At 54.0% G+C, this 25,910-nt stretch carries 21 protein-coding genes; 17 read left to right on the top strand and 4 right to left on the bottom strand.

The features are described 5' to 3' along the window. Position 1 precedes the first annotated feature (1 nt). Both NNJEOMEG_RS03170 and NNJEOMEG_RS03165 read left to right on the top strand, forming a co-directional pair. Positions 2-718, top strand: coding sequence for an ABC transporter ATP-binding protein (locus tag NNJEOMEG_RS03170; protein ID WP_235956816.1), 717 nt, complete (start codon positions 2-4; stop codon positions 716-718). 190 nt (positions 719-908) lie between these two features. Then, positions 909-2,501, top strand: a complete 1,593-nt coding sequence (locus NNJEOMEG_RS03165; protein ID WP_173081253.1) for a diguanylate cyclase — start codon at positions 909-911, stop codon at positions 2,499-2,501. Between the two features lie 145 nt (positions 2,502-2,646). Here the strand turns inward: NNJEOMEG_RS03165 and NNJEOMEG_RS03160 are convergent, their stop codons facing one another. Further along, positions 2,647-3,087, bottom strand: coding sequence for a hypothetical protein (locus tag NNJEOMEG_RS03160; RefSeq protein WP_173081252.1), 441 nt, complete (start codon positions 3,085-3,087; stop codon positions 2,647-2,649). Between the two features lie 74 nt (positions 3,088-3,161). Between NNJEOMEG_RS03160 and NNJEOMEG_RS03155 the strand changes: the two genes are divergently transcribed. Further along, complete coding sequence (locus NNJEOMEG_RS03155) at positions 3,162-5,270, top strand: alkyl/aryl-sulfatase (protein WP_173081251.1); 2,109 nt, start codon at positions 3,162-3,164, stop codon at positions 5,268-5,270. A 123-nt stretch (positions 5,271-5,393) separates the two neighbouring features. Then, a complete protein-coding gene (locus NNJEOMEG_RS03150) occupies positions 5,394-6,203 on the top strand; it encodes a hypothetical protein (RefSeq protein ID WP_173081250.1) in 810 nt (269 codons plus the stop codon). Between the two features lie 735 nt (positions 6,204-6,938). On the opposite strand, the gene NNJEOMEG_RS03145 is transcribed toward NNJEOMEG_RS03150, so the two are convergent. The 3 genes from NNJEOMEG_RS03145 to NNJEOMEG_RS03135 form a co-directional block, all read right to left on the bottom strand. Continuing rightward, positions 6,939-7,520: a hemerythrin domain-containing protein gene (locus NNJEOMEG_RS03145; protein WP_173081249.1), complete on the bottom strand. Its 582-nt coding sequence runs from the start codon at positions 7,518-7,520 to the stop codon at positions 6,939-6,941. A 359-nt stretch (positions 7,521-7,879) separates the two neighbouring features. Beyond that, positions 7,880-11,188, bottom strand: a complete 3,309-nt coding sequence (locus NNJEOMEG_RS03140; protein ID WP_173081248.1) for a PAS domain-containing sensor histidine kinase — start codon at positions 11,186-11,188, stop codon at positions 7,880-7,882. Positions 11,189-11,200: 12 nt separating this feature from the next. Beyond that, positions 11,201-12,253, bottom strand: coding sequence for a sugar ABC transporter substrate-binding protein (locus NNJEOMEG_RS03135; protein WP_173081246.1), 1,053 nt, complete (start codon positions 12,251-12,253; stop codon positions 11,201-11,203). 490 nt (positions 12,254-12,743) lie between these two features. Here NNJEOMEG_RS03135 and NNJEOMEG_RS03130 point away from each other — a divergent pair, with 490 nt between their 5' ends. From NNJEOMEG_RS03130 to NNJEOMEG_RS03070, 13 genes are all read left to right on the top strand, one after another. Continuing rightward, positions 12,744-13,127, top strand: a complete 384-nt coding sequence (locus NNJEOMEG_RS03130) for a DUF6573 family protein (RefSeq protein ID WP_173081244.1) — start codon at positions 12,744-12,746, stop codon at positions 13,125-13,127. Between the two features lie 447 nt (positions 13,128-13,574). Further along, positions 13,575-13,847: a hypothetical protein gene (locus tag NNJEOMEG_RS03125; RefSeq protein ID WP_173081242.1), complete on the top strand. Its 273-nt coding sequence runs from the start codon at positions 13,575-13,577 to the stop codon at positions 13,845-13,847. Further along, on the top strand, positions 13,844-14,083 hold the full coding sequence (locus NNJEOMEG_RS03120) for a hypothetical protein (RefSeq protein ID WP_173081240.1): 240 nt from the start codon (positions 13,844-13,846) through the stop codon (positions 14,081-14,083). The genes NNJEOMEG_RS03125 and NNJEOMEG_RS03120 overlap by 4 nt, the downstream gene beginning before the upstream one ends. Positions 14,084-14,124: 41 nt before the next feature. Then, complete coding sequence (locus NNJEOMEG_RS03115; protein WP_173081238.1) at positions 14,125-16,155, top strand: AICE element replication initiation protein; 2,031 nt, start codon at positions 14,125-14,127, stop codon at positions 16,153-16,155. 1,592 nt (positions 16,156-17,747) lie between these two features. Next, a complete protein-coding gene (locus tag NNJEOMEG_RS03110; protein ID WP_173081236.1) occupies positions 17,748-18,113 on the top strand; it encodes a hypothetical protein in 366 nt (121 codons plus the stop codon). 273 nt (positions 18,114-18,386) lie between these two features. After that, complete coding sequence (locus NNJEOMEG_RS03105) at positions 18,387-18,944, top strand: tyrosine-type recombinase/integrase (protein WP_173081671.1); 558 nt, start codon at positions 18,387-18,389, stop codon at positions 18,942-18,944. Positions 18,945-19,093: 149 nt separating this feature from the next. Beyond that, on the top strand, positions 19,094-19,312 hold the full coding sequence (locus tag NNJEOMEG_RS03100) for a helix-turn-helix domain-containing protein (RefSeq protein ID WP_173081234.1): 219 nt from the start codon (positions 19,094-19,096) through the stop codon (positions 19,310-19,312). 107 nt (positions 19,313-19,419) lie between these two features. Continuing rightward, complete coding sequence (locus NNJEOMEG_RS03095; RefSeq protein WP_235956815.1) at positions 19,420-20,349, top strand: tyrosine-type recombinase/integrase; 930 nt, start codon at positions 19,420-19,422, stop codon at positions 20,347-20,349. Positions 20,350-20,508: 159 nt separating this feature from the next. Beyond that, complete coding sequence (locus NNJEOMEG_RS03090; RefSeq protein WP_173081230.1) at positions 20,509-20,856, top strand: hypothetical protein; 348 nt, start codon at positions 20,509-20,511, stop codon at positions 20,854-20,856. A gap of 324 nt (positions 20,857-21,180) precedes the next feature. Continuing rightward, positions 21,181-21,861, top strand: coding sequence for a cobalamin B12-binding domain-containing protein (locus NNJEOMEG_RS03085; RefSeq protein ID WP_173081228.1), 681 nt, complete (start codon positions 21,181-21,183; stop codon positions 21,859-21,861). Further along, positions 21,858-22,883 (top strand): uroporphyrinogen decarboxylase family protein, encoded by a 1,026-nt coding sequence (locus NNJEOMEG_RS03080; RefSeq protein WP_173081226.1) that lies wholly within the window; start codon positions 21,858-21,860, stop codon positions 22,881-22,883. The genes NNJEOMEG_RS03085 and NNJEOMEG_RS03080 overlap by 4 nt, the downstream gene beginning before the upstream one ends. Further along, positions 22,880-23,464, top strand: a complete 585-nt coding sequence (locus NNJEOMEG_RS03075; protein WP_173081224.1) for a DUF1638 domain-containing protein — start codon at positions 22,880-22,882, stop codon at positions 23,462-23,464. The genes NNJEOMEG_RS03080 and NNJEOMEG_RS03075 overlap by 4 nt, the downstream gene beginning before the upstream one ends. Position 23,465: 1 nt before the next feature. After that, the gene (locus tag NNJEOMEG_RS03070; RefSeq protein ID WP_173081222.1) at positions 23,466-25,721 is read left to right on the top strand and encodes a response regulator; all 2,256 of its coding nucleotides are present in this window, start codon (positions 23,466-23,468) and stop codon (positions 25,719-25,721) included. Positions 25,722-25,910 lie beyond the last annotated feature (189 nt).

Raw genomic sequence — 25,910 nt, 5'->3', positions numbered from 1 at the left:
CATGAATATGTCCACCCTAGGGACACCTTTGGTAACCATCAGCAATCTTAGCAAATCCTTCGGACAGGGAGACGCGCGAGTCGATGCACTGAAGCAGGTCACGCTGCAGGTGTATGCTGGGCAGGTGGTGGGACTGCTTGGTCCGAGCGGTTCCGGAAAAAGTACCCTGCTCAACATCATTGGTTGCATCCTGGAGCCAAGCAGTGGGCGCATGGAACTCGACGGGCAAGTTGTCTATGATGGCAAATGGCTACAGGGTGATTTACGTCGCCTGCGTTTGGACCGAATCGGGTTCATTTTCCAGTTTCACAACCTGCTTCCTTTTCTGAATGCCATTGAAAATGTTGCCGTAGTTTTGGAAATCGCTAATACAAGTGCTATGTTAGCCCGCCAGCGTGCTCTTGAGTTGCTCAGCTACCTCCAGGTAGAACATCGCTGCGAAACAATGCCGTCAAGGCTTTCCGGAGGTGAAGCGCAGCGTGTGGCCATTGCTCGTGCATTGGCTAACCGTCCTCATATCATCCTGGCTGATGAACCCACTGCCGCTTTGGATTCTGAACGTGCTGGCGTCGTGATGGACCTGCTGCGCAAGGTAGCAGCTGAGCAGGGAGCTGCGGTATTGGTAGTCACCCATGATGAAAAAATTTTCGACCGGTTTGATCAGATATTTTACCTTCGCGATGGGATGCTGACGGAGATGGATGGTACGCAAGAATAAAACGAAATAACAGAGTGTTATCGTAAAATTGTCTCTGGCTTGGTTGGAAAGCATCCGTCAAAGAAGCCCTGGCCTGGCTACAATCGGTGTCTGTAGCCTTCCTGGGGCGCGTATGGTATGTTTTGAAATGATTTATTGATCAGGCAGTTCAAGTCGCGCTAGTAATTTATTGTGTTGTGAGGTGAATGCAATGTTATTTACCACAGTACGCGCAAAGTTTTATTTACTTTATGTGTGTATGGTGTTGCTACTAGCCACTATTGCCTTTATCGCAACGATTTACAGTTGGAATAGTTACACAGAAAAGCAAGAATTGCTCAAAGAGTACAATGTTTTTAGGTTGTCATCAACGGTTATTCACATGCTGCAGAAAGAGCGTGGTCTTACCGTGAAAAGCCTTTTCCGTCCTACTCGTAGCAATATTGATGAACTTAAAGCTTGGCGTGCTAAGACTTATAGTGCGATTGTTGAATTTCATGGTACTCAATTTTCTCAAAATTTACGAGCAACTTACGCGGGCTTGCACAATTTGGTCGATTCAAAAGCAATTTCGCCCGAGAATATTTTTTTACAGTATTCGGATTGTATATACGAAATAATAAGCGCTTTTGGCTCGGATCGGTCTTTCGAGCATATTCAACATGACCATCTATTTTTGTCGTTAACTAATTTGTTGATGGCACGAGAACATCTCGGAAAAATACGAGCATACATTTCAGTTTTAGCTAGCAATCATCATGTGGATGATGTTGGTTTTTTTTATGTGAAAGAAAAGTTTGGATTTTATAAGGTCTCGAAAATGGAGTTTTTGAAAAGCCTCAAGAGCAAACAACCACTATACGCAAGTATGATAGTCGAAAGTGAAAAGGTCAAAAAAACAGATGAGGCTATCCTCCTGTTTTTGGGGGAAAAGCAACAAGGATTTGACTACGATGGTTGGTTTGATTTGTCCACGGGTGCAATGGACGTGTTTTATGATGTGGAAAAAGAATTGTCAGGCGTTTATGGGGCATTTTTAGAAAATGAAATAAAGAAGACTAAAGTATATAGCCTGATAGTGTTGTGTGTCACGGGTGTTGTTGTCGTTGCTTCATGGTTTTATGTTGCAAATTTGATGAGATCATTTTCGTCGCGCGTTGAAAATATAGATGCCAAAATGAAGCTAATATTGAAGAATAATGATTACGGGGTTGAAATCACAGACCCTGGTAATGACGAAATTTCTAATATATCAAATTCTCTCAACTCTTTGTTGAAGTTTACAAGTGAGTTGCTTGAAGAAAAAGAAAAGATGGCTTCAACGGATAGGCTCACTGGAATTTACAATAGAACCAAGTTTTTAGATATTTTTGAGTCAGAGTTTCAACGTTTTTCTCGATATAAAACGACTTTTAGCGTGATAATGGTGGACATCGATCATTTTAAAAAAGTTAATGACAATTGCGGACACAATGTGGGGGATAGTGTTTTAATTGAAGTGACATCGTTGATGTCTAAAATAGTTAGGGCGACAGATGTCTTGGTGAGGTGGGGTGGGGAAGAGTTTGTTGTTTTGGCCACATCAAGCGATTTACAAGCTGCTGTTTCTCTTGCTGAAAAAATACGTTTAGCTATGGCTGAACATTCTTTTGCATCCAATCTGAAAGTGACCATGAGCTTCGGCGTTGCCGAAATCGAAGCTGATGATTCACTTGAATCAATTATGGCTCGGGCTGATTCAGCCCTTTATGAGTCTAAACGCACCGGAAGGAACAAGGTTAGTGCAATTAGCACGATAAAATGAATTGATTTGCCTTAAACATATCGAGGCAAATTATCAAACATCTTGTTTTGCATGCGGGAAGTAAACTACGATTGTTTGTACAGTGGCATCACAGGTCCTAGAGCATGCGCAGGAACCTGCATCTGTAAAAAAGGAAGCCCTGGTGCTACTCGCCCTCAGCGGAGAACCCTTTCCCAAAGGCAGCTTCGAGGAGCACTTCCGCGTCGGCGTTGTCCCTCAGTCGCTTGATAGCTTCAGGTGGGACCAAGCAGATAAGCTTGGCGAATTCCTCCTTGCTCATCTTGGCTTTCTTCCAAGGCTTGGCGGAGTCGTACTGACGCCGACTGATGCCGAGGATGGCCCAAGGCTTGTCGGTGTGGGTTTTCTCGGAAAGTGTCATCATTATGCGCAGGTGAAGGTTGCTGGGGTTGAGAATCACAGAAGCCTGTGAATCTGAACGTGACACTGCCGCGTTGACTGCCTTGTGGTAACCCCATTTGTTGCGTGTTCCTAGGCAAGGATGGGCAGCCTTGCCATGTGTTTCCACAAATGAGACAAAACCAAGATGGCTTTCAGAGGTGTTCGTATCGATCCCCCTGATTGCCACTGTCGGCTTCAGTTTTGCTGCAATTGTATCTCTGATGCTGCAAACGTCAACCCACGGAGATGGCGGATAATTCTATGAAATCATTAAATGTGTTCTTTCTCGGTATGGCGCTGGCACTTCTCCCCTGGGCTAGCGGCGTAGCGCTAGCGGCAAGTGGTGGTGGGGTCCTGGCTGATCCTGGCGCAATGGAAGGCAAACATTTTCACCCAAAAGGCAAGATGCCTTCGTCTTTCACTGTCGAACTCCAAAACGGCTTACGAAAGACTCTTCCTTTCGAGGATAAACGCGACTTTGAGGAAGCACAAAAAGGGTTCATCGCTGCTCCATCGTACAAGAAAATCATGGCTGAAGCAGGGAACGTCGCCTGGGACATGGGGAGCTATGAATTTCTTCTTCAGGGAAAGGACTTCGACAGCGTTCACCCTTCCTTGCAGCGTCAAGCCATCTTGAACATGGCATATGGTCTTTATGAAGTAGTTCCTGGTAAAATATACCAAGTCCGTGGCTTCGACTTGGCAAATATCAGTTTCATCAAGGGCGACACGGGTTGGATCGTGTTCGACCCTCTGACTGCCAAGGAGACCGCTAAGGCCGCACTTGATTTTATCAACGAGAAAGTCGGCAAGCTTCCAGTGGTAGCTGTTGTTTACTCACATTCACACGCTGACCATTACGGCGGTGTCCGTGGCGTTGTGGATGAAGCTAACGTCAAAAGCGGCAAGGCACAAATTATTGCTCCGCTTGGTTTCATGAAATATGCGGTGGCGGAGAATGTTTACGCAGGCAATGCAATGAACCGCCGCCTGTTCTTTCAGTACGGAGTTTTACTGCCTCGTAGCCCATTCGGTCATGTAGACCAATCAATCGGCAAAAATACAGCCGCAGGGAATTTGGGATTGATCCCCCCCACCCGGATCATTACGAAAGATATTGAAGAGCTGACTGTCGACGGGGTGAGGATGGTGTTCCAGAATACCCCAGGCACTGAAGCTCCTGCAGAGATGAACACGTACTTTCCGCAGTTTAAGGCGTTCTGGGCGGCTGAAAATATATGCGGCACAGTACACAACATATATACGCTTCGCGGAGCTTTGGTTCGAGATGCCCTGGAGTGGTCAAAAAAAGTCAACGAAGCTTTGTATCTGTATGGAAACGAAGCCGAAGTGATGTTTGCTTCTCATAGCTGGCCTCGTTTCGGGAATGACCGGATACAAGAAGTAATGCGGACACAGCGTGACATATACGGCAACCTGAACAACGAAGTGCTCCATCAGGCCAACAAAGGCGTCACAATCAATGAGATCCACAACGTCTATCAGCCGCCCAAGAGCTTGCAGCAGCAATGGGCAGCGCACAGTTACCATGGATCAGAGGAGCATAACAGCCGGGCGGTGATCAACCGGTATCTCGGCTATTGGGACGCCAACCCCGCCACGTTAATCCCGCTCTCACCCCGCGATTCCGCCCCCTTGTATGTGGAGATGATGGGCGGGGCAGCGAAGATCATGGCCAAGGGCAAGGAGTTGCACGACCAGGGCAAGTACCGTGAAGCCATGGAGATTTTGAACAAGCTTGTATACGCTGAACCGACCAACCAAGCCGCTAAGGACCTGCTTGCGGATGTGTTTGAACAGATCGGCTACCAGAAGGAAAGCCCGAGCGTGCGCAACAGCTTCCTTGCAGCAGCGTACGAACTTCGTTCAGGCATTCCCGGAGGTGCTTCCCCGAAAAGTTCGGGGCCGGATACTATTCGGGCGATGTCCACTGACCTCTGGCTCGACTTCCTCGGCATCCGCCTCGACAGCAAGAAAGCCGAAGGCATGAAGTTTGTTGTCAACATCGTCACGCCTGACAACTGTGAAAAGTTCGTGGTGGAGATGAGCAATTGCGTGCTCACCAACATCAAGGGCGTTCAAGCCAAGAAACCTGACCTCACTATCACCATCAACCGTTCCGATCTTGAACCTGTGATGATGGGCACGGTAACCTTGGACGACCAGATTGCCACGGGCAAGGCTAAGTTGGATGGTGACAGAAAGCCTTACGACCAACTCAAGGGAGTCCTGGTCCAGTTCACACCCGACTTTGAAATGATGCCCGGAACAAAGGCTGCCCAGCCGACGTCGCCACCCGCGATGAGTCCTTTCCAGCAGCAAGAGCCGGGGAGTTCTGCCGGGATGTAACAGAATATAGTTGATGCTCACGGGAGGGGCAGGTGAACTCTGCCTCTCCCTGAAGAGCAGTGTCCATTAGCAGATTCATGGAAAATACGTTCATTGCTTCAAGTTCTTTCTTCCGAGGGCATTTTGAAGAAAATAGCACCAGCCGCACTCAGTATTATTTTATCGCTAGTTGTTATGATGAACATTGCTTCGATGGCAATTGCTGCAGATTACAAGCTGTCTGAGGATTTGAAGTTTACAGTTGCCCCATATGCTTGGTTGACAAGCGTAACGGCGACTATTGGGACAAAGGGAAATTCTTCAGTAATAAATGCAAGTTTTATCGACATGATTGGAAGCGGAGGCACATTCGGTACTGGTATGAATGTAGCCCTGATGGGCCATGTTGAAGCAATTTACAGGGACAGACTCGGCTTGCTGTCCGACATAAACTTTGCATCTCTGGGGACCAATGTTTCTGCAAAGTCGGCGTCACTTTCTGGAAAGTCTACCTTGTTCCTGGCTGATATCGTGCCTTTCTATAGATTCGGAACATGGGGGATAGGAAAAGCTGGATCAATCACCTTCGACGGATTAGCAGGCATAAGAGTCTGGAATGTTAAGGCTGACTTCGACGTTGATTTCAGAAGATTTTCTCCATCTATCTCAAAAGAAACGAGTTGGGTAGATCCCATCGTTGGAGCCCGAGTAGCTTGGAAGTTTAATGATGACTGGTCCATAAATCTCCGCGGAGGAATTGGCGGATTTGGGATTGGTTCAGATTTCACCTGGGATGCAACGGGTTTGGTGGGGTATACTTTCTGGGAGCATGGCACTCTATATGCTGGATATCGTGCGGTTGGAATTAATCGTGATGGAGGGGGACGCAAAGACGAATTGAAGTTCAGTGGTGCCTTGCACGGTCCAATTATTGGAGTTGCATTTAATTTTTAGCTTTAAGACTCACAGGAACCTGTGAATCTGGACGTGCCACTGCCCCGTTGGCTGTCTAACCACTGGCTTAGCAACTACGCAACCACTGCCACCAAATCCCTGTTGGCGGCACGTTGGCAGGAGCGCCACTGAAAGCCACAAAACTGTTGGCAGACGCCAAAATGATACGTTGGCAATCGTTGGCTGGCTAGTTAAAGTCTAATAATTTCAGCATGCTGCTGGCATGGCATTCAAGAGGTCGTCGGTTCGATTCCGTCCAGCTCCACCAAGATTTCCCAATGAACAAGGCCGGTTAGGTAACCCTAGCCGGCCTTCTTCTTTTCCAAATTCAAGTGATGTCACCCATGATGTCACCCACCCCCTGGGTGACATCAAAATCCCAGCGCGTTAGAGCCGGAACGGGTTTCCTGGCTGCGTGCGCTTGAATCACTCCTGCTAGAATTTCCTTCAGACCGCACCGGGTGGTCGTGCCCTCATAGTGGGCCTCACTCCTAGCCCCCCGGACACCTCTTCCTTGGGACTGCGGGATTGGTTCTCCCCGGCCCTGCCCTCCTACAGGAGGGGGTAGCTATGGGCCAATCAGCGTTTTTGCCAGGGCTGTGCCGTATAGCTCAAGTACCTGCTTGTTGTGCAGCTTGCAAATCACCACGGGGGTGATCGCTAGTGCCTATGAAAAATCCTCCCTTGGCACGTGGTGGACAAGGCGCTGCAACAATGTCTTCACAAGAACCAGAATCAATCTGGGAGATGTGACTTGCTCACGATTTCATTAAGCAGGTCAATCTTTTGATGCGGTGAAAAGCTGTTGATGTATGATCTGTATTCATTGTCCGAGACGCCTCCTGTCCTGCGCTCTCCGGTCGTGATGTGGTAAAACCACCAGCGAGATATATCCTTTAAACTGTCGCCAATCAGGTCTTCAATCGTTGTAGTGTCTCCATGTTTCTTAAAATAAGAAATCTGCTCTGCCAACACTTTGAGCAATGAGGAGTAGAAGTTTTTGTGGCAGGCAATGTGTTTTTCGTAGTGCTCCGGATTGAATTTAAACCTCGTGCAGAGAATGGTTATGACGTCTTCTTCAAATGCAAAATGCTGCGAACAAAAATGTTCAAAGTATTGAATTTTGTCGTCCAAATAGGTAGCCACCCGCCCTTGTTTGATCCGTTGAAGTTTAATGTCGGTGAACCATTTATTAAGGAAGATGGCGGTGTCTTTGTGTTGGCAGTTCAGTGTTCTAACTGCGCAATCATACTCGGACTTCCATTCGATGAGCTTGAACAGTTCTTCCGTTGAACCGGGCATTTGATAGACCGCCAAGGTTTGATGTTGTCTTAATGGGTTCGTTCAAGACGCAGGTTATGTCAATCCTTACCCAACTTCAGTGATTCACGGCCGACGAACATAACATCATCCAGCTTAATAGGCTGTATTGTTTCAATTTTACTCCGGATAACCCTTGGGCAGGCGTTCACCTCATTGGATGAGGCCTCATGGCCCGACTGTTTTTCTTCATCATCCGTCAAATCACAGCCTTTTCTCCCAGCGGATCATCCCGCAAGCACGGGCGCTTACCCGGAGTGCGCGGCGCTTCTGTTCTCCCTGCACCAGGGAGCCGCAGTTGCCCTGGACGCGATCGTGCACAGATCGTCCTCCGGAAGAGACACTGTCAGAGGAGGTTAGGACTGGGAGCGGACAACGGCCTTCGCCGCTTTCAGTCTGATAATGAACCGTGCCCCCTCGCCGGGAGAGGACTCCACATCGAGCGTCCCCCCGTGGTTGTTGGTGATGATGTAGTAGGAAACCGACAAGCCAAGCCCGGTGCCCTCACCCACCCCCTTGGTAGTGAAAAATGGCTCGAAGATCCTCTTGCGGACATCCGGCGACATGCCGGGCCCGTTGTCCTCGATTTCTATCCTCACCCAGCCTTCTGAGGCTTCGGTCCGCAGGGATAATGTCGGAGAGGCCGCTCCCGCCAAGGCCTGGGCGGAATTGGTGAGGATGTTCATGAACACCTGCTGGATCTGAGTGGCCGAACCTAGGACCGGGGAAAGGCCTGAAGCGAATTCCTTTTCGATGACGATCTTTCTGAAATCGTACTTCTTCTTCAGGTCATAGTCCGTGGCGCAGAGGTCCAGGGATTTGTTGAGCAGCGAATTGATCTCCACGGGCGCGAATTCGCTGCTGCTGGTGCGGCTGAATTCGAGCATGCTGGCCACGATACGCGCGGCCCTCACGCCAGCGTCGCGCATGGTTTCGAGTGAAGTTAGGATTTCACGCCTTTCCATGAAGTGTTTGATGCTCTCGAACGTGCACCCCGCCTCTTCAGCGGCCTTGAGGTTCGTCGGATCGGGCGATTTGAGCCTCCGGCTCATGACCTGGATGCTCTGGAGGATGCCGGAGAGCGGGTTGTTGATCTCGTGGGCCATGCCTGCGGCCAGACCGCCCACGCTCATCATCTTCTCGGTCTGGACCATGAGTTCCTGCATCCGCTTGCGGTCCGTTATATCCCTGAAAAAACAGATCACGAAGGTTTCGCTGTAAAGATCCATGACCGACAGTGAGACTTCTGCGGTGAACTCCGTGCCGTCAGGCCGTTGATGCACCCACTCGAACGTTTGCGGCCGTCCTTCAAGCGCCTCTTGCATCCTCCTGGTGGCCAGGGCCACGGACTCTTCACCACCCGCCTGGAAGGTTGGGGAGAGTTCGCCTGGGTTGCGGCCGGTCAATTGGTCCTTTCCGCAGTTCATTAAGGTAAGAGCTTTGGGATTGCAGTCTACGATGAGGCTGTTCTTCACGAGGAAGATGGCGTCCGGAGAGGCTTCGAAGAGCACCCGGTGCTTTTCCTCGTTGTACTTGCGCTCCGTAATGTCCACGATGATGCCGATGAGTCCCCCGGTCTGGCCATCGGAAAGGCGGAAACCCGTGACCGAATAGAGCGTCTGGTGCAGCTTCCCGTCGGCAAAGGGGATGGGCATTTCCTTGTGCACGCGCCCGGCGCTCTCTATGACGGCCACGTCCTCGGCCTGGTAGGCGTTGCGGTCGGCCATGGGCAGGTACTCGAGGTCCAGCACCCGTTTGCCGATAAGGTCCTCCCGCCTGACTCCGAAACAGTCCTCGTAGGCCTTGTTAAAGCCCACGAAACGCGAATCCGGCCCTTTGTAGAACACCGCGTAGGGTATGGTGTCCATGAGGGCCTGCTGAAAGGCCAGCTGGTCGGCCAAGCGCAACTCCAGGTTCTTTCTCTCGGTGATGTCACGGCCAACGCCTATTATCTCCACGATGGCCCCGCTGGCATCGACCACGGCCGAATCGTTCCAGGCGAACCAGCGCCAGCCGTTCGCCGTCATGGCCCGCTGTTCCATGTAGGCCGTGTGGGGCGGCACATACAGGGCCTCCATGGCGTCCCGCGTGGCCTCCTTGTCGTCCTCGTGCACCAGGGGCATAAAAGTGGTCTTCAAGAGCTCCTCTTCCGATTTGCCGAAGGTTTGGCAATAGGAGGGACTCACGTAGAGGAAGCGGCCTGAGGTGTTCACTTTGACAACCAAATCCGTCTGGTGCTCCACCAGAAGCCGGTATTTCTTTTCGCTGCTGGCCAGGGCCAGCCCGGCAAGCTTGGACTGGCTGATGTCCATGAGATAGCCGCTCCAGCTCGTGCTTTGGGCGGAAGAGCCGCCGGGTATGGACGCGGCACGCACCCATTTTTGTTCACCGTTTTGTAATTCTACCCGGAAGTCGTACAGGAAGGGGCCAAGCCTCCTGAGGGCATCATAGTTGGCCTGCATGAAGCCTTCGCGATCATCGGGATGGACAAGGGAGAGAAGAATTCCTGGATCCCTCATCAGTTCGTCGGCGGATATTCCAAGCAGCTCGCGGACCTTCTCGCTCACGAAGCCGAACCGGAATTCCAGCGGGTCCGTGTTGGCGGGTGCGACCTCGTAGAGAACCACTGGAACAGTTGCCGTTATTGTACGCAGGCGTTCCAGAACGTCCTGCATCCTTCTCTGCGCGGATTTTTCCTCAGTGATGTCGCTGATGACCACGCAGTACTGGAGAACCGCGCCTGAAGTGCTCAGGGAGATGGGGAATCCAAGAAAATGCCAGATGCGTTCGCCTTCAGGAAGCGATACGTTCAGTTCTTCATTGATTCGCGTAAGCGCGCTGTATTCCTGTGCCAAAAGCTGTTGCATCAAGATGCTTGCCTCGGGAGGCAGCATGGAGACAAGCAAGCATTCTGGACAGGATTCGCTGCCGGACGTTCTCAGCAGAGAGTGGAAAGCCGCGCTGCAGGCCAGCAGATGTCCCTTGGAGTCGCTTACGCAAATGGCCAGGGGCGCGTTGTCTAAAATGCCGCGCAATTGGCTGGCTAGGCTGGTGGTGGTCCTTCCGTAGTACCTGCTGAGCCAGAAGACAGCGAAAATGGCCGCCATGGTCAGGCATGCAATAAGCACCAGGAGCCTGGCCATGATCGCGGCCATGACCGCCCGGGACTCGGACAGGCCAACGCCCACGCGCACCACGCCCAGTACTTGGTTGTCGAACCCGCCACGGTAAGGAACGATGACTTCCTTCACCAGGTCCTTTCCCCAGTGTCGCTGGGTCAGCACGGGACGGCCGGATTCCAGGCTTTGCTTGGCCTGGGCCAGGGCTTCTTCGTTCAGCCTGGAGTCGTTGCGTTCCGGGGAGCTGTGGGCCAACACCTCCCCTGCTTTTGTTTCGATGGATATGTAGGCCAGCTGGGGAGCCCTGACCAGGATGTCTTGCGCCATCAGGCGGGCGTGGTGTTTCCCGGAGAAGCTCACCCGGCTGATGGACTCGCTGACGATGGCAGTGATGGTTTCGCACAGACGGTCCTCGTCGCGCTCCTGCTGTTGCTGCAAAAGCAAAAACGTTGCTCCAGTGGCCAGGAGCATGAGCACCAGCAAAACGCCCCCAAAGCTTATGGCGAACCTGCGCTCATAGCGTAAGGGGGCGTCTGCGGACGGCATATGGTCTCCCCTCTAAGGCTTAACCACGCGCAGTGTGTTTTCCCACAGGGGGACGACACTGGGCCAGGGCTTTGCAAATGATTCAGGCAATGGGCCCATCCAGCCGGGATACGCCGCGAGCGTCTCTTGCGTTATGGGAAATACCGGCACCAGGGCGTGCTGGGGCGGATTCTCGCCGCTCAGCACGGCGTATGCCGCCCGCATGGTTTCAGCGCCCAAGGGGCCGCAAAACTGGGCCGCGTCGATCACGGTTAGCCAGCCCGCCCGAATGTTGCCCACCGAGGCTGGGTCCCCATCCACCGTGGCCACCTGGATTTCCGTACGGCCCGCGTTGCCAAGACCATTAACCACTTCCAGTCCGCCGCCATCGTTCACTGTAAAGACGACGTCGATGCTTCCTTGTTCCGGGAACTCCCGCAGAATGTCTCCGGCGACCTTTTTGCCTGCCACAGGTTCCACAGCGGAGTAGCTCTTCAAGAGCTTGTAGGATCTTTTTGACTGTGCCAGAGCGTCGAGAAAGCCGTTCACTCTCTCAACGGTGGACGAAACGTGTGGGTATTCCACAAGAACCAGCTTGATCTCCGGCTTGTCCTTAAAGCGCGCGGCGATGTATTCCCCACCAAGAAAACCGGCCTGGTAGTTGTCCGACGTCCTGTAGGCTGCCAGCTTCCCCCGGCTTATGTACTGGTCGTAGGCAACAACGGGGATATTGGCGTTGTTGGCCGCGATCAGAGGATCGGCCAGGGCGGCGTTGTCCGTTGGCTGAACGATGATCATGTCCACCTTGGCAGTGATGAACTCCTTCATCTGGCGAACCTGGTTCTCGATGCCCTGCTCGCCGTCGCCTGCCACTTTGGCCTCAAGAACCACACTGGGTTTCCCGCTGGCTTTAGCGGCATCGTTTATGCGCTGGGCCTCCTGTTCCAGGCCTTCGCGCATGGCAACCTGCCCAGGAATGTTCATGGACCAGTACAACACGCCAACCCTGTACTGTTTGACTTGCGCGTGAACCGCTTCGGCCAGCAAGACAAGGCTGAGGAAGATAATGAAAGCGCACTTGTGCATAGCCGTCTCCCTGACGTAGGTAGTCATGCCGGTTCAACCGAGTTCATCCGGGCCTAGCGTAATGCATAATAAGCAGATTTCATCAATGATGTCCAGGTTGCGAACGATTGCCTGACCGACCGTGCTGGTCTCAACCTGTTTGCCCGCCACCTCCGGGGCATTACCCTTTTCCCGCACGTCGAACGGCTATTTGGCTCCATGCGCAAGCACCCCAAGGGCCTAGCCATCGTCGAACTTTTCAAACAGGTCCTCTGCCTCTTCTTCGACGGCACAAGCCGCCATTTGGCTTACCTCGATGTCCTGGCCAAGGATGCCAGGTATGGGGCCCAGCGCTTGCCCTCCCGTCCCCTTCCGGGCCGGAGCCCAGGAGGGGGCGTTTTTGGCCCAAAGCCTGTTTTCGCGTCGGCTACTTTCCGGCCCTCCCGTGACCATCCCTCCCGACCCAGGATACCCATGGACCTCCACATCCTGAATCACTCTGGAGGGCCTCATGCCTTTTTCCGACTTCGAAATCATCTACAGCTACACGCGCGCCCAAGCCTTGGATGACGGCGTGCTCGTCGACATCAGCGCCGCCGCCCGCGAGTATGGCTTCAAACTGCCCACGGCGGTCACGGACAACCTCTTCCACGGGCACGTCGTGCCACCGGAGGGCCTGGAGGGAGAGGGTCAGAGCGTTGAGGGCCGCCTCCATGATCTTCTCTCCCTGGCGATGATCGCGGCCAGGAGGGGCATGAACCATAACCGAGTGGAGTTCGAGGTGCTCTTCCTTATGCGGCCAGGGGGGCGGGAGAAGGTCACGGTGATCCTCCACGTCGGCCCTGGCGACCAGGGGGAGGCTGTCCTGACCCTGATGTTGCCCGGAGATGAATAATTGAGGCAGGGGATTGACACTAGAGCCAGTGCTGACTATTGAAATTTATCGGCAGCCTGTTTTGTGGGGGTTGTCATGGTCATTGACAATTGCATAGTGCTCGGTTGGTAACTTCAAGAGTCTTGTGGTGAGATTCCCCGGGCATGGTTTGTGATGAATCTTCACCGTTTTCCTCGTTTTCCCCTCTGCTAATTTTCCCACCATATTGCGGCGTCCGCCGAATACTATTCCATCTATTGAATTCAAGATCAGTTTGCAGAAGAAGTTGAAGAGCAGCCTAGCCTTTGCATTCGGGAGCGATTTGAACAGTGAGTACGCCAAGATCGTACAGAATGTTCCTAAGATCGTCTTCGAGAGATTTCCAAGAGCATACCCACGAAGGAGGTACATGGACCGTCGGCGAAGGCCCCGAAGATTAACCTGATGTGCCCACCAAGGAGGATTCCCATGGGCAAAGTATCAAACTCAACAAAAGCCGCACGTTCTCTCGTAGAGCACGCCAAGGCGTACTTTGCGGTAGCTTCGGCAAACACGATGCAGTTGCAGGCCATGAAGAGCGAACTTAACGCCGTGCTGATGGATTTGGAGATCGTCACGGAGAGGCTCTCTGAATTGGAATCGAAGGTCGAGATGAACTTGCAAGGCGCGATGGTCATGAAGGAAGCGCTCAGGCAGGTTGTGGAAGCAGCGCAAAGTGAAAAGTCTGGAGAACGTTCATGAGCCTCCCAATGTTCATGACCCCGAGCGAGATTCAGAAAAATATTGGGATGCCAGAAGATACGGTCTGGAATTGTATTGGCAGTGGAACCATTGGATACAGCGAATTCAACAATATTGTGCTCATCGAGACGAGCGACATTATCTCCTTGATTAGAAACCGCAAGGTGGTCGTTGATAGCAACGCACACGATTCTGAATACGGATATTACGAGCAGGACGCCGTAGAGATTGAATAGCAACCTGGGGAGGCTTCGGCCTCCCCTTCTCGCGAGGAACGATGAAACAGGCTACGACAGCACAAACAATATTACAAACAATACTGAATTCTACGAAATTATTTCAGGACAAATCCGGCAAGGCATTCGTAAAGATTCCCACGGGCGCACGTACAGATTGCATAGAAGTATCCGGGCAGCGGTTCGAGGATTTCATCATAGACCTTTACTTCAAGACCACTTCAAACATCGTGTCACAGAACGAACTCAAGGGTTTGGTCCGTTTGGTAGCGGCACAAGCGCGGCAGATGCCTCACGAAGAGACTTTTCTGCGCTTTGGTGCGGCCAATGGGGTGCATATCCTGGACTTGGCCAACCCTTCCGGTATGGTCGTGGACGTCACCGCCGCCGGTTGGACCTACTCGACGACCCCGATGGTAAACTTCTTGCGGCCTCCGTCTCTCCTCGAAATTCCAACGCCTATTGGCGCAGGGGACTACACCCGGATCGCCCAGTATCTGAACCTCACAGAGGACGGGAAGCTGCTAGTTCTCCCCAGCATGCCAGCAATGCTCATGGCCGACATTGAACGCCCGATCATCCTGCTGGTGGGCGACAAAAGGAAGGGGAAGTCTACGATAGCCCGGCTCTACCGCACCTTGCTCGACCCTGCAGACCCGTGGGCGAACAAATCGCCGCGCAAGATCGAAGAGCAGGCGCTGCTTATGGGTTCTAACGCCCTGCCTGTCTTAGACAACTTAAGCGATATCCCCCCGTGGCTCTCGGACATGTACTGTGAAGCCTTCACCGGGGGCGGCTTTCAGAAGCGTACCTTGTACACGAACGCTGGCGATTACCGCATCAGCTACCGCAGGGGCATGATCATCACCTCCTTGATCCTGCCAACGAACCGGACGGACTTTCTGGATCGCTGCTTGGTGGTCGACATGGAGGGCTCGAAAACTCTCACAAAGAGCGCCGGGAGCGGCTTGGAGATTGCCTTCGAGAGGGATCGCCCGAACATCCTCGGGGGCATGCTCGACTTGCTTGTGGAGGCGAAGAAGATGGAACCGACCCTTAATTTCCAGGACCTGCCGCGCTACTCTGATTTCGCTCGGTATGGTGCGGCTATGGCTGATATTCTGGGATACGGGGCGCGGCGATACATGGACGCTCTCCTCGGGGCCTTGCGGGAATCAGCCAAGGAAGCGGTTGAAGCCAGTGACCCGGTCGCGGCGGCTCTGATCCAGCTGGCCCAGAGCGCCGGAAAGTTCACTGGGGGGAGTGATGACCTGCTGGCGGCCCTGAATAAACTCCGGCCTCGGAGCTTACCGAATGGAGCGAGCTGGCCGGAAAGTGCCGTCCAGTTGGGCAAAGCGCTTTCGCGGGTGAAGGACCACCTGGAGGAACAGGGCGTCTACCTGGAAGCCAACAAAACCAGGAATGGGAAGCGCTTCACGCTGGCGTATGTGGCTCCAGTAGATAACGCGGCGGATGAAGGCACGCATGGTTCTGGCGATGCCCCCTGCGAGGAACAGGCTGAACGCATTGACCCCAACACAGGCGAAGTGTTCGCGGTCACTACTCCGCCGGAGTTCACTGAACATCCTGGTCTCCTGGAGTACGTGGACGGCTTCCCTCCTGCCCCGATACTGCCCCCGCCGTCGTTTACCAGTGACCCTGGTGGGGGGCTTCCTGCCAGGGCACCAGGAGGATTTGAAGAGCCGCCTATGGACCTTGATCCTCCGTTCGTTGATGACCAGGGTTACCCGTATACCCCGAAAGAGCCTCCTGTGCCGACGCGGGCGCTGACCCCTGAAGATGGGGCGGTCATGTGCTACCAGTGCGCCTACGGCGGTGCTAGCGGGATGACTTGCATGAAGACGCAGGAGGTCATCGAGGATCGCTACGAGTTCAGGCTCTGCGACCAGTACTTGTCGCTTGCGGACCTGAAACTTGCTGAACTGGAGAAGGAGGTCACGGAGTTGAAGGTCAGGCTGGCTGGCCAGAATCTCGACCCTGCTGCCGAGGACGAGGAGGACGAGCGTGAACGGGCTGAACGTGAGCGTGTGGCGGCCCTCCTCAAGTTTTAGCTGAACAGGTTGATGCGATGGTCTGATCCGTGAGGTGTCCCAGGGGGGCGGGGGGAACCCCAACCCCCTGGGTGACAGGTGGGGGGGATTCCACCCATCACCTCGGATTTGTATGTAAATATATAAAATTATTATACTTTTTAAACAGGTGACAGGTGATAGGTTGGATTTATATTTTTTATATTTTAATAATAAAAAAAGGAAAATCCACCCGTCACCCATCACCCAGCACCGTTGCCAAATGGTAACAGCTAATGAAAACCCTTAACATGTTTCTAGGGTTTGCGATAGTTTGGCCATCAACAGAACTTGCGGGAACGGTTTCGAGATGGTCGAGATAATCAACTTGCAGAACAATCAGTACAATTATACGCATTATAGTTACAGTAAAGATCTCATTCATATTCAGGCCATGGGTTTCAATTTGTCTTCGATGTGATGACCAGGGTGGCTATTTTATATTCGACATAGTAATACAGAAATATTCCTATCATATTGGTCTCGATTTGCTCATCAAGTCAGATCCAAAGATATATTTCCAAACTATACAGGCAATTGCCACGGGAGCCTTGTATTTGTCATCGGTCCAATGCTCTTGTTTTAGGGGTGTCATGTTTACATGGCAAGGTCAAAAAACAATTAATCTTCAGAACAAACGGAATGGTCGTTCCCATCGAATCATTCTGCTGAAGACGTGCCAACTTATTACGGAGTGATCTGGATAGGGGAGAGGCTGAGACCTGAGGAGTAGCCAGAAGATCATCTTCAACATGATCGAAACAGAGGTGGCGCATACGTTGAACGATGTTCGTGGTAAACAGAAGTTCATTAATGCAATGGCGTATGTAAGCGATTATGTTCTGGATGCTTCAGAATGACCGTGACAAAGACCAAGGGAAGTGAATTTCAGTTCCGACGTATTCGGGCTATTTTCTGGGAGAAATAGCAATGAAGTTCATGGCTGCGTTTCGTAAGGAGACATCGTGAAGTGTGCAAGAAAATATTGATTTGAATTTGGCGCGCAAAATCAAGATCGATATCAACTTAAAAATCAATTCTAAAAACAACAACATCAAGCACACATCACGAAACCGCCGGATGCGGGAAAACCGCACGTCCGGAAGTAACAGGGCGCTTGGACTGGTGACAGCTCCATTCGACCCCTACCCACCGTTTCGGGCCTTCTGACCTAGTCAGGCGAGCCCGATTTCGCGTTGGGTCCTGTAAAACGTAAGGAGGTCGGCTGCAAACGCGGCTGGCCTCCTCTTTTTTCGTCAAATTCGTGCAAAATTGCAGATGTTTGCTTGTTTCTGGGGGCTGGTTCCAGTGTCCCCGGGAGCCCTTGCCCCAAAAATGGGCGAGGAGCGCGTCTAGGGTCTTGGGCCATGGTTTCCCCTCCCCCGTGACCCCGGAGCCCGTAGGGGGTAAGTCTGGCCCAAAGACTGTTTTGCCCAGAAATTCAACGGATTATGGTGATGACTTTCTTCGTTTTTTCGTTCTTTCGCGCGATTTTGCGCAGAATTTTGAAGATTCAATGCATTGATAGAGAAATATCATTCATAGATTTAAATCTTCATAACATGGAGCAAATCATGGGCAAGAGAAAGAACACTGAAGACGGTGAAGGATCAACAGGGATTCCTGAGTCTCGCTACGATGCAAGAGCGCTTCGTCATCTCATAAACGCTGGAGAGAGCGCGAGTGAGATTATGGAGAAGCTTTCCATCAAACACAAGCAGACTTTGCGTCAGCACGTTTTGAAGCTCATCAATGATGACAAGCAGTACTACGAAGTGCGTGGCTTGTACATGAAGACATCTTCAAGGCCGAAGGTCAAGAAGAATGGAGTCCTGTGCATCAACCTGAAGGGTGTTAAGTTCGATGGCCGCGAGGTTATCGAAGGCGACGAGTTCGTGGTGAACATCGAGGATGATCACATCATGCTTCGGATGTCGTGACGATTTGAAGAGTGACGGGGTACGTTTAATCGCGTGCCCCTTTTCTTTTGCAAGAGATGTTTCGCGGCTTTCATATTCATAACTTTCATAGAGAAATCATCATATCAGGAAAGTACGTTTTTCCCTAAAAACGTGCATTCAGAATTAAAGAGGCTGCTAGTCCACGTATTTCAACGAGTTAACTGCCGAGTCCGTGTTGGGCAGGCAGGCGGAGCTGATTAGAAAGTACGTTTTCGGCAGGTTTACCAACAGAAACATTCTTCGGAGGTCATGATGAAAGTCGAACCATTCATAGACTTGAAGGACGTGAAGAGCATCAAGAAGTTGCTCAAGGATAATCCGCGAGATCGGCTGCTCTTCATCATGGGGATCAACTCAGGATTGCGAGTTCAAGACCTTCTTGAACTCAAAGTCGCAGATGTCCTTGGCGTGAAGGTCGGGGACCGGATCGCCATCAGGGAGAAGAAGACCGGCAAGGATAACGTTCTGATCTTCAACAAGGAGATCATGGACGCCATCACCGGCTACTTGGCCGCAGTGTCCCCAGAACCGTACCACTTCCTCTTCAAATCTAGAAAGGGCAAGAACTACCCACTCACCACCTTCGCCGTCACCAAGTACGTGAAGGAGTGGGCGGCGGCGTTGAACCTCAAGGGCAACTTCGGGGCGCACACGCTTCGCAAGACGTGGTGCTACCAACAGCGCAAGACCTTCGGCGTAAGCTGGGAGGTGATCGCCAAGAGGCTCAACCACTCGAGCCCGGCCATCACGCGTCGGTACCTGGGCATCCAGGAGGAGGAAGTAGAGGAAATTCTGATGAATACCATCTAGCCCAAGGGCCGCGAGGCCCTTTTTTTCAAGAACTCTTGACGTGGCGAACGGCAAGAATTATAAAACCGACACTTACCGATTAGGCCGACGTGGCCGCAAAATTATCCCCGCATTCAGAAGCCATATTGTAAACCTCACTAGGGGTTTATATGGTTTTTTCTTCGTTCCTGACGACGGCTGAAGCTGCCGCGTATCTGGGCTACGGCCTCCGTGCCTTCCGCGACCTCTACAAACGCTACTCCCTCCCGACTTACGGCCCCAGGCGGAACAGGTTCCGCAAGGAAGACCTGGACCTGTTCATGGCCGCCCCCGTGACTTTCATGGAAAAGTCGGTGACCCTCCGGCGATCCCGGAAGAGCATCGTCTAGGGAGGGGGTGGGTCATGGTGCGTTGCAAAGGTAACAGTTGGTTTTGCCGGTGGCGCGAGAACGGCGTCCAGCGCCAGAAGCACTTCGGGGCCGGGCCAGAGGCGAAGATGAAGGCCGAGCTGTATGACGCCGAGATCAAGCTCGCCAAGAAGCGCGGCCAGAGCGTCCCCGGGAACAAGCCACGGACGGGTCTCTACTTCGACGAGCTTGGTCAGCTGTATGTTGATCAGCTCCGGGCTGCCGGGCGGTCGGCGGGCCACGTCAAAAACATGGTGACCCTGTTGAACGGCATTTACGTGCCTGGACTGCCGGACAAGCCCGTGGCGGATTTCACGTTCGAGGACGTCCTGGTTTTCGCGGGCCGTTTCGAGGGCAAGGCCCAGAGCACTCGGAACAGGTACATGGATTACTTGAACGCCATTCTCAACTTCGGCGTGTCGTCCAAGTTGATCCCGGCGAACCCCCTGGCCGGTTGGAAGAAGCCTCGGGAAGCCAAGCGGGACGTCCAGCTTACTGTCGAAGACTTGGGCCGGATCATCGCCGCCGCCGAACCCCATCTTGCCTGGGCGCTCGATGTCGCCTTCAACACCGGGGTCAGGACCGGCGAGAGCGAACTCCTGGCCCTCAAGTGGAGCCAGGTCGATTTCACCCAGGGCGAGATCAAGGTCTACGCGCCCAAGACCCGGACCTGGAGGGTCGTCCCGCTGAAGCCGGAGTTCTTGGAGCGGCTGAAGGCCATGAAGGCCGAGGCCGCGACGCCCTTCCTGATCGAGTTCAAGAGCCGTCCCGTGAAGACCTTGCGGAGGTCCTTCAAGACTGCCTGCGAGAAGGCCGGGATAGATTATCCAGTACGATTCTACGACGTGCGCCACCTGTACTGCACGACACTGTTGAACAACGGCGCAGATTTGGCCGCCGTGAGCAAGCTCATGGGGCACTCCACGATCAAGATGACGGCAGACACGTATTACCATTTCAATAAGATTGAGCAGGCTCGTGCAGTGGGCCTCCTCCCGAACATTTCCAAGCAGCCGTAGGAGGATGCCATGGCTCTGTATAGACTGAAAAAGCGTGATTCCAGGCGTGGCAGTCAGTGTTCGGTGTCGATTTATAGCAACGGTACATTGGCTGTGAACTCGGTAGCTATTCGGGAGTACAGGCTCAAGGAAGGCCGGATAGCACTGTTCGGAGATCACGTGATCGAAGACAAGGTGGCTTTTCAATACGTCGAGGGGGTGGAGGTGGACGGTGCTGACGTCTGTACCTTCAAGGCACAGAAGGACAAGGAGGGGAAACTGGCAGCTTATCAAGCAAGTGCGGGGGCCTTCTTGATTGACCATCCGCTCTATGAGGCGGGTGAAACCATGTCATATCCCTTGCACTATGATCCTGAAGAGGGTGCCTACTACTTCCTCCTCGGCAACGGCAAGGTGACTGGGCGCAAGAAGAAGTCCAAGGTCTCCAACGAGGTCGAGGAGGTCCCTGGAGCCAGTGCGGCTAGCCCCGAGTCCGACAACGAAAGGGCCGAGGACGTCGGCGCGTAGGACGCTTGGCAGCATAACCGTAGCCGGGGCCGGGGGGAAACCTCCGGCCCTTTCTTTTCCGCTGGCTGGCACCGGAAGGCATGGAGGCGGGATGCAGGGCGAAGGGGGCCTCCCTGTGGAGTCCAGCGTGGCCAGGCAGAGCAGCGCGGTCTTTAGCACTGTCAACCCAACCCTATTAGAGCACCTCTCGAGGGGGGCGCTTGAATTGTTTCAAAATCCCAACGCGTTTTGCGTGGAGCGGGTTGATTGTTTCCTTGCGTCCAAGGTATCCAGCACTTGAGTTATGTTCGGTCATGACAATTCAGCAGCCCTGGGAGGTTGACCTTGACCCAAGATCTTCAGGATCTCCAAGAGGCGTTGTTTGAGCAGATCATCGAGGCTAGGCGTGACAAAGCCGTGGAACTGCTGGATTCTGTGGGCGCGGGCAAAGGCTTCAGCTATGCCGTGCATGAGGTTCTGGAGCCGGTGCTTGTGGAGATCGGCGAGCGCTGGGCCAAAGACAAGCTCTCGCTTGCCCAAGGGTATGTTGCTGGGAAAGTGGCCGAAGATATCCTCTTCAAAATGGCCAAGGCGTCCCCACAGTCTGACGGAGAGAAGAAAGGCCCTGTGGTCATCGGCAACATTGAGGACGACCACCATGCCCTGGGCAGAAAGATGGTGGCCGTATTCCTTGCCGCAGCCGGATGGGGGGTGGTGGATCTGGGTAACGATGTGCCGCCCATTGATTTCGTGGACAAGGCAGAGGAGTTGGGTGCCCGCATAATCGGCGTGTCGGCCATGATGCTGACCACGGCGGAGAACATCATCCTCGTCCGTCAGGAGATCGACCGCAGGGGGCTTTCCGGGCGGGTGCAGCTGGCCATTGGAGGGGCGGTCATCAACTTGCGCCCCGAGTTGGTGGACACGGTGGGCGGCGACGGAACATGCGCCAGCGCGATCCAGGCCCCGGCCCTGTTTGATATCCTCTGGGCCAGATCACTTGCTGTGGGAGAGGTGTCGCCATGAACTCGCTCGACCGCGTCTTTGCGGCGGTGAAGGGCGAGCCTGCCGACCGCCGCGCTTTCTCCCTCGTCTTGAGCCTTTACGGGGCGAAACTCACGGGATGTAGCCTGTCGGAGTATTACTCCAAGCCGGAAGCGTACCTGGCCGGCCAGAGGGCCGTGGTGGACCTTGTAGACCCGGACATCCTGTTCACACCATTCGCCCTGACGCTCGAGGCGCAGGCTTTCGGCTGCACCCTGAAGCACTTCGACACAGCGCCGCCGAACGTCATCCGCCCCGCCTGCAAGGGGCTGAACGATCTTGCTACGCTGCGTGCACCGGACATGGCAAAGGATCCTGGGCTTCGGTATCTGGTGGAATCCACGAGGCTCCTGGCGCGAGAGTTTGGAGGAGAAAAACCCATCGCCGCCGTGCTCACCGCGCCTATGGATCTGCCCGCGCTGCTGGTGACCATCGGAGAGTGGATCGAGGCCCTGCTTTTCAACTTCGAGGTGAGGGACGAATTGCTGGGCAGAGCCAGCAATCATTTTGTGGCTCTGGCCTCTGCAATGCTGGAGGCTGGCGCCAGTTTCGTAGCCACCCCGGCAGTGTTTATCAACCCGCGCTTTCTCACCCCGGGCATGGTGCGCGAGCATGTGGTCCCTCCCCTCTCAAGCGCTTTCTCTCGGGTTCCAGGCCCCATTGTCTTCCACCACGGCGGAAATCCACTGGCCGCACACCTCGACATGTTCAAAACCCTACCCAATGTGCTGGGCTTCGCCCTGGACCACCGCGACAGCTTCGCCGAAGCGCGCGCAATCGTCGGGGACAATCCGGTGCTTTTAGGCAACTTGAGCGGCCCACACCTTCCCGGCCTTTCTCCTGAAGGAGCCTACGACCGGACCCAAGCCATTCTGTCGGAGCGCGAGGCCGACCCCCGCTTTATATTCTGCACCAGCAGCGCCGATGTCCCCTGGAGTACCCCCTTGGAAACGGTCAAGGCCGTGGGCCGGGCCGTGCGGGACGCTGGCAGGGAGATGACATGAAAACGGCCACAGCAGAGATCCTGCTCGTGAGTTGCGGAATCTTCCGCGAAGAGCTTGCACGCCTCGGTCCCTCCGTGATGGGACAGGCGCGACTGATGTTTCTGGACTCCATGCTGCACATGCGCCCGGCCAAACTCGATGAGATACTACTGGGGCTGGCCAAGAACGAAGACCGGCGCATGGCGTTGGTATATGGCGACTGCTGCCCCCACATGGCAGATTTGACAAGGCTGCCAAGCATCAGGAAGGTCCGGGGGGTCAATTGCTGCGACATCATCCTGGGCCAGACCATGTACCGCCAGTTGCGGCGTGAGGGGGTGTTCTTCTTCCTGCCGGAATGGACTTCGCGCTGGGAGGAGGTGTTCCGGGTGGAGCTTGGCCTCAAGGACCGACCGCTGGCAAGGGAGTTCATGCACGAGATGCACACGCGGCTCATGTACCTGGACACGGGGCTGGCCGACGTTCCGACCAGAACCTTGAGAGACATCGAGGCGTTCTTCGACATGCCCGTCGAGGTCCGGCCAATCGGGCTTGAACACCTGGAGCGAGGGGTGATGGATGTCATCCGGAGGCTCGGCTAGCATGGATGAGAAGATCCGCCAGCATAACGCGTTCGCGGTTCTCTTTGAGGACTTGGTGACGAGCATCATGGCCCTGGCCGATTCCCCAAGCCGGTGTTGCGAATACATTGCCAGCCAGGTTCGCGAGCTTCTGGCCGTGCAGACCGTGGTCGTCATGGAATGCGCGCACTTCACAGGCGTTGGAGCGCACACCATCCTTGCGGTTCTTCCAGAGCGCCGCCGCGGGCTGGCCTCAAGGCCTGAGGTCCAGCAGCTTGCCGTTTTCAGCCATGAGATAGACAAGGCCAAATTCATCAGGGTCGGCGACCCTTCCGAACCGGGAGGCGAACTGCTCCTGCACCTCGGGGTGGGAGACTCCCTCGTGGTGCCGCTTCAGTATTCAGGCCTTCGCATTGGCGTCATTCTCCTGCTTGGGGTCATGGATGTGAGCGGCATCGACTCCATCGTGAGCACGCTCTGTCGTCTCTCTCCCATCTTGGCGCTCATCCTGCGCAACGCCCATCTGTACCAGAACTTGGAACAAGAGGTGGCCAAACGCACCGAAGAGTTGAAAGCGAGCGAGGGACGCTACGCCGCCCAGGCCGAACTCGCCAAGACACTCATCAATGCCGGATCCAGCCTGGAAGGGATAGCAGCCATAGTCCACTCCTGGGCTTTGAAGGTCACAGGAAGCCGCTGCGGGTTTGCATCCTCAATAGACCATTCCACGGGAAACAACATAGGGCACACCCTTTCCGACATGATGGAGGACGGCTCCTGCTACGTCACAGAAAAGCCTATCGCCTTTCCTAAAGGCCCCGGAGGGTATGGCGGACTGTGGGGCCACGCGCTCAATACCCGTCGGCCATTCTACACGAACGCTCCCTCCCGCCACGGGTCCTTCAAGGGGCTTCCCCATGGACATGTACCCATCGAACAATTTCTCGCCGTACCGGCCCTTTACGAGGGGAATCTCGTGGGCGAGATCGCCCTGGCAAATCCTGGCCGCGACTACAATGATGATGACTTGAAGGCGGTTGAAGTTCTTGCCGACCTCTTCGCGATAGCGGTGGCCCGCATGAAGGACAGGACAGACATCTTGAACGCCAAGTTGCAGGCCGAAGCCGCCAATCGTGCCAAATCAGAGTTCCTGGCCAACATGAGCCACGAAATCCGCACGCCCCTCAATGGAATCCTTGGCATGCTCCAGTTGCTTCAGACCACTGCTCAAGATGACGAGCAGAAGCAGTACGTCCTGACGGCCATCCGCTCCTCCAAACGGTTGGCCAGCCTTCTCTCGGACATCCTGGACCTGTCACGAATCGAAGTGGGCAAGATGAGCCTGCGCGAAGAGCGATTCGAAACGAGGCTTCTTAAAGAAGCCGTATTTGACCTTTTCTCACTTGCGGCCAAGGAAAAGGGGCTTGCTCTGGAATTCGTTATTGACGAGCGACTGCCGCACGTCCTGATGGGGGACGAAGCGCGTGTCAGGCAGATTCTCTTTAACCTCATAGGCAACGCCATTAAGTTCACCCAGGCAGGACGCGTGTTGACGGAAATGTCACCCTTACAAGTTGTCCAGCAAGGAACGTGTCGGGTCCTGATCACGGTGAGCGATACTGGCATCGGCATCGATGACGCTCTAGCCAAGAGCATTTTTGAGCCTTTTGTTCAAGCGGAGAACAGTTATGTCAGGCGCTACCAGGGGGCTGGCCTCGGCCTCTCCATCGTGGCTCGACTGGTGAGGTTACTCGGAGGGGAAATAGCTATCGAAAGTGAAGTGGGTGCTGGGACTACTATTTATTTATCCATCCCCTTCAAGATGCCACCACTGCACCCTCCGGTTCCCTTGGCACGGACGCCATTTGACTCCACTGGAGTAAGTTGGCGAATTCTCATTACGGAAGATGACGCCGTGACTCGTCTCACCCTCAAGCGTCTTCTGGAAAAGGCTGGACACAGCGTGAGCGTGGCAGAGCATGGGGCAGACGCGTTGCGGATTCTTGAACAGGAGCAGTTCGACCTGATACTCATGGACATCCAGATGCCCGTGATGGACGGAATGGAAGCTACCCGCGCAATCCGCTTCAATGACCGGTTCGAGGCGATCCGCGAAATCCCGATCATAGCCATAACCGCCTATGCCATGACCGGTGATCGCGAGAAGTTCCTTGATGCCGGGATGAACGACTACATCTCCAAACCCGTGGACATTGTGGAACTGAAGGCGATCATTGCCAAGGTGATGGGCAAGGTCAATGCTGTAGAGGTCGTCTAGCGTAGGGCCTGGGCGCTGATGTCACCGTTTTTCGTCACTTTTTGCCGCGTTTTGCCGGGTGACGGGTGACATCGACCAACAAAAGCTGTTTGATTTTGTATGGTTATCGCTGCGGCACCCATTCATGGCATTCAAGAGGTCGTCGGTTCGATTCCGTCCAGCTCCACCACACATTTCAAGGGGTTATCC

Origin of the sequence: Fundidesulfovibrio magnetotacticus (assembly GCF_013019105.1) — a bacterium.
In the GTDB taxonomy this organism is placed as follows: Bacteria; Desulfobacterota; Desulfovibrionia; order Desulfovibrionales; family Desulfovibrionaceae; genus Fundidesulfovibrio; species Fundidesulfovibrio magnetotacticus.
The sequence above is the reverse complement of the archived record's forward strand: the minus strand, read 5'-3'. Positions and strand labels throughout refer to the sequence as shown.

Bases quoted from the DNA above. Each gene is read 5' to 3' on its own strand.
- NNJEOMEG_RS03135 (WP_173081246.1), bottom strand. From the start codon at position 12,253: ATGCACAAGTGCGCTTTCATTATCTTCCTCAGCCTTGTCTTGCTGGCC.
- NNJEOMEG_RS03170 (WP_235956816.1), top strand. From the start codon at position 2: ATGAATATGTCCACCCTAGGGACACCTTTGGTAACCATCAGCAATCTT.
- NNJEOMEG_RS03070 (WP_173081222.1), top strand. From the start codon at position 23,466: ATGGATGAGAAGATCCGCCAGCATAACGCGTTCGCGGTTCTCTTTGAG.
- NNJEOMEG_RS03075 (WP_173081224.1), top strand. From the start codon at position 22,880: ATGAAAACGGCCACAGCAGAGATCCTGCTCGTGAGTTGCGGAATCTTC.
- NNJEOMEG_RS03130 (WP_173081244.1), top strand. From the start codon at position 12,744: ATGCCTTTTTCCGACTTCGAAATCATCTACAGCTACACGCGCGCCCAA.
- NNJEOMEG_RS03125 (WP_173081242.1), top strand. From the start codon at position 13,575: ATGGGCAAAGTATCAAACTCAACAAAAGCCGCACGTTCTCTCGTAGAG.
- NNJEOMEG_RS03100 (WP_173081234.1), top strand. From the start codon at position 19,094: ATGGTTTTTTCTTCGTTCCTGACGACGGCTGAAGCTGCCGCGTATCTG.
- NNJEOMEG_RS03105 (WP_173081671.1), top strand. From the start codon at position 18,387: ATGAAAGTCGAACCATTCATAGACTTGAAGGACGTGAAGAGCATCAAG.
- NNJEOMEG_RS03120 (WP_173081240.1), top strand. From the start codon at position 13,844: ATGAGCCTCCCAATGTTCATGACCCCGAGCGAGATTCAGAAAAATATT.
- NNJEOMEG_RS03155 (WP_173081251.1), top strand. From the start codon at position 3,162: ATGAAATCATTAAATGTGTTCTTTCTCGGTATGGCGCTGGCACTTCTC.
- NNJEOMEG_RS03165 (WP_173081253.1), top strand. From the start codon at position 909: ATGTTATTTACCACAGTACGCGCAAAGTTTTATTTACTTTATGTGTGT.
- NNJEOMEG_RS03080 (WP_173081226.1), top strand. From the start codon at position 21,858: ATGAACTCGCTCGACCGCGTCTTTGCGGCGGTGAAGGGCGAGCCTGCC.
- NNJEOMEG_RS03095 (WP_235956815.1), top strand. From the start codon at position 19,420: ATGAAGGCCGAGCTGTATGACGCCGAGATCAAGCTCGCCAAGAAGCGC.
- NNJEOMEG_RS03115 (WP_173081238.1), top strand. From the start codon at position 14,125: ATGAAACAGGCTACGACAGCACAAACAATATTACAAACAATACTGAAT.
- NNJEOMEG_RS03140 (WP_173081248.1), bottom strand. From the start codon at position 11,188: ATGCCGTCCGCAGACGCCCCCTTACGCTATGAGCGCAGGTTCGCCATA.
- NNJEOMEG_RS03110 (WP_173081236.1), top strand. From the start codon at position 17,748: ATGGGCAAGAGAAAGAACACTGAAGACGGTGAAGGATCAACAGGGATT.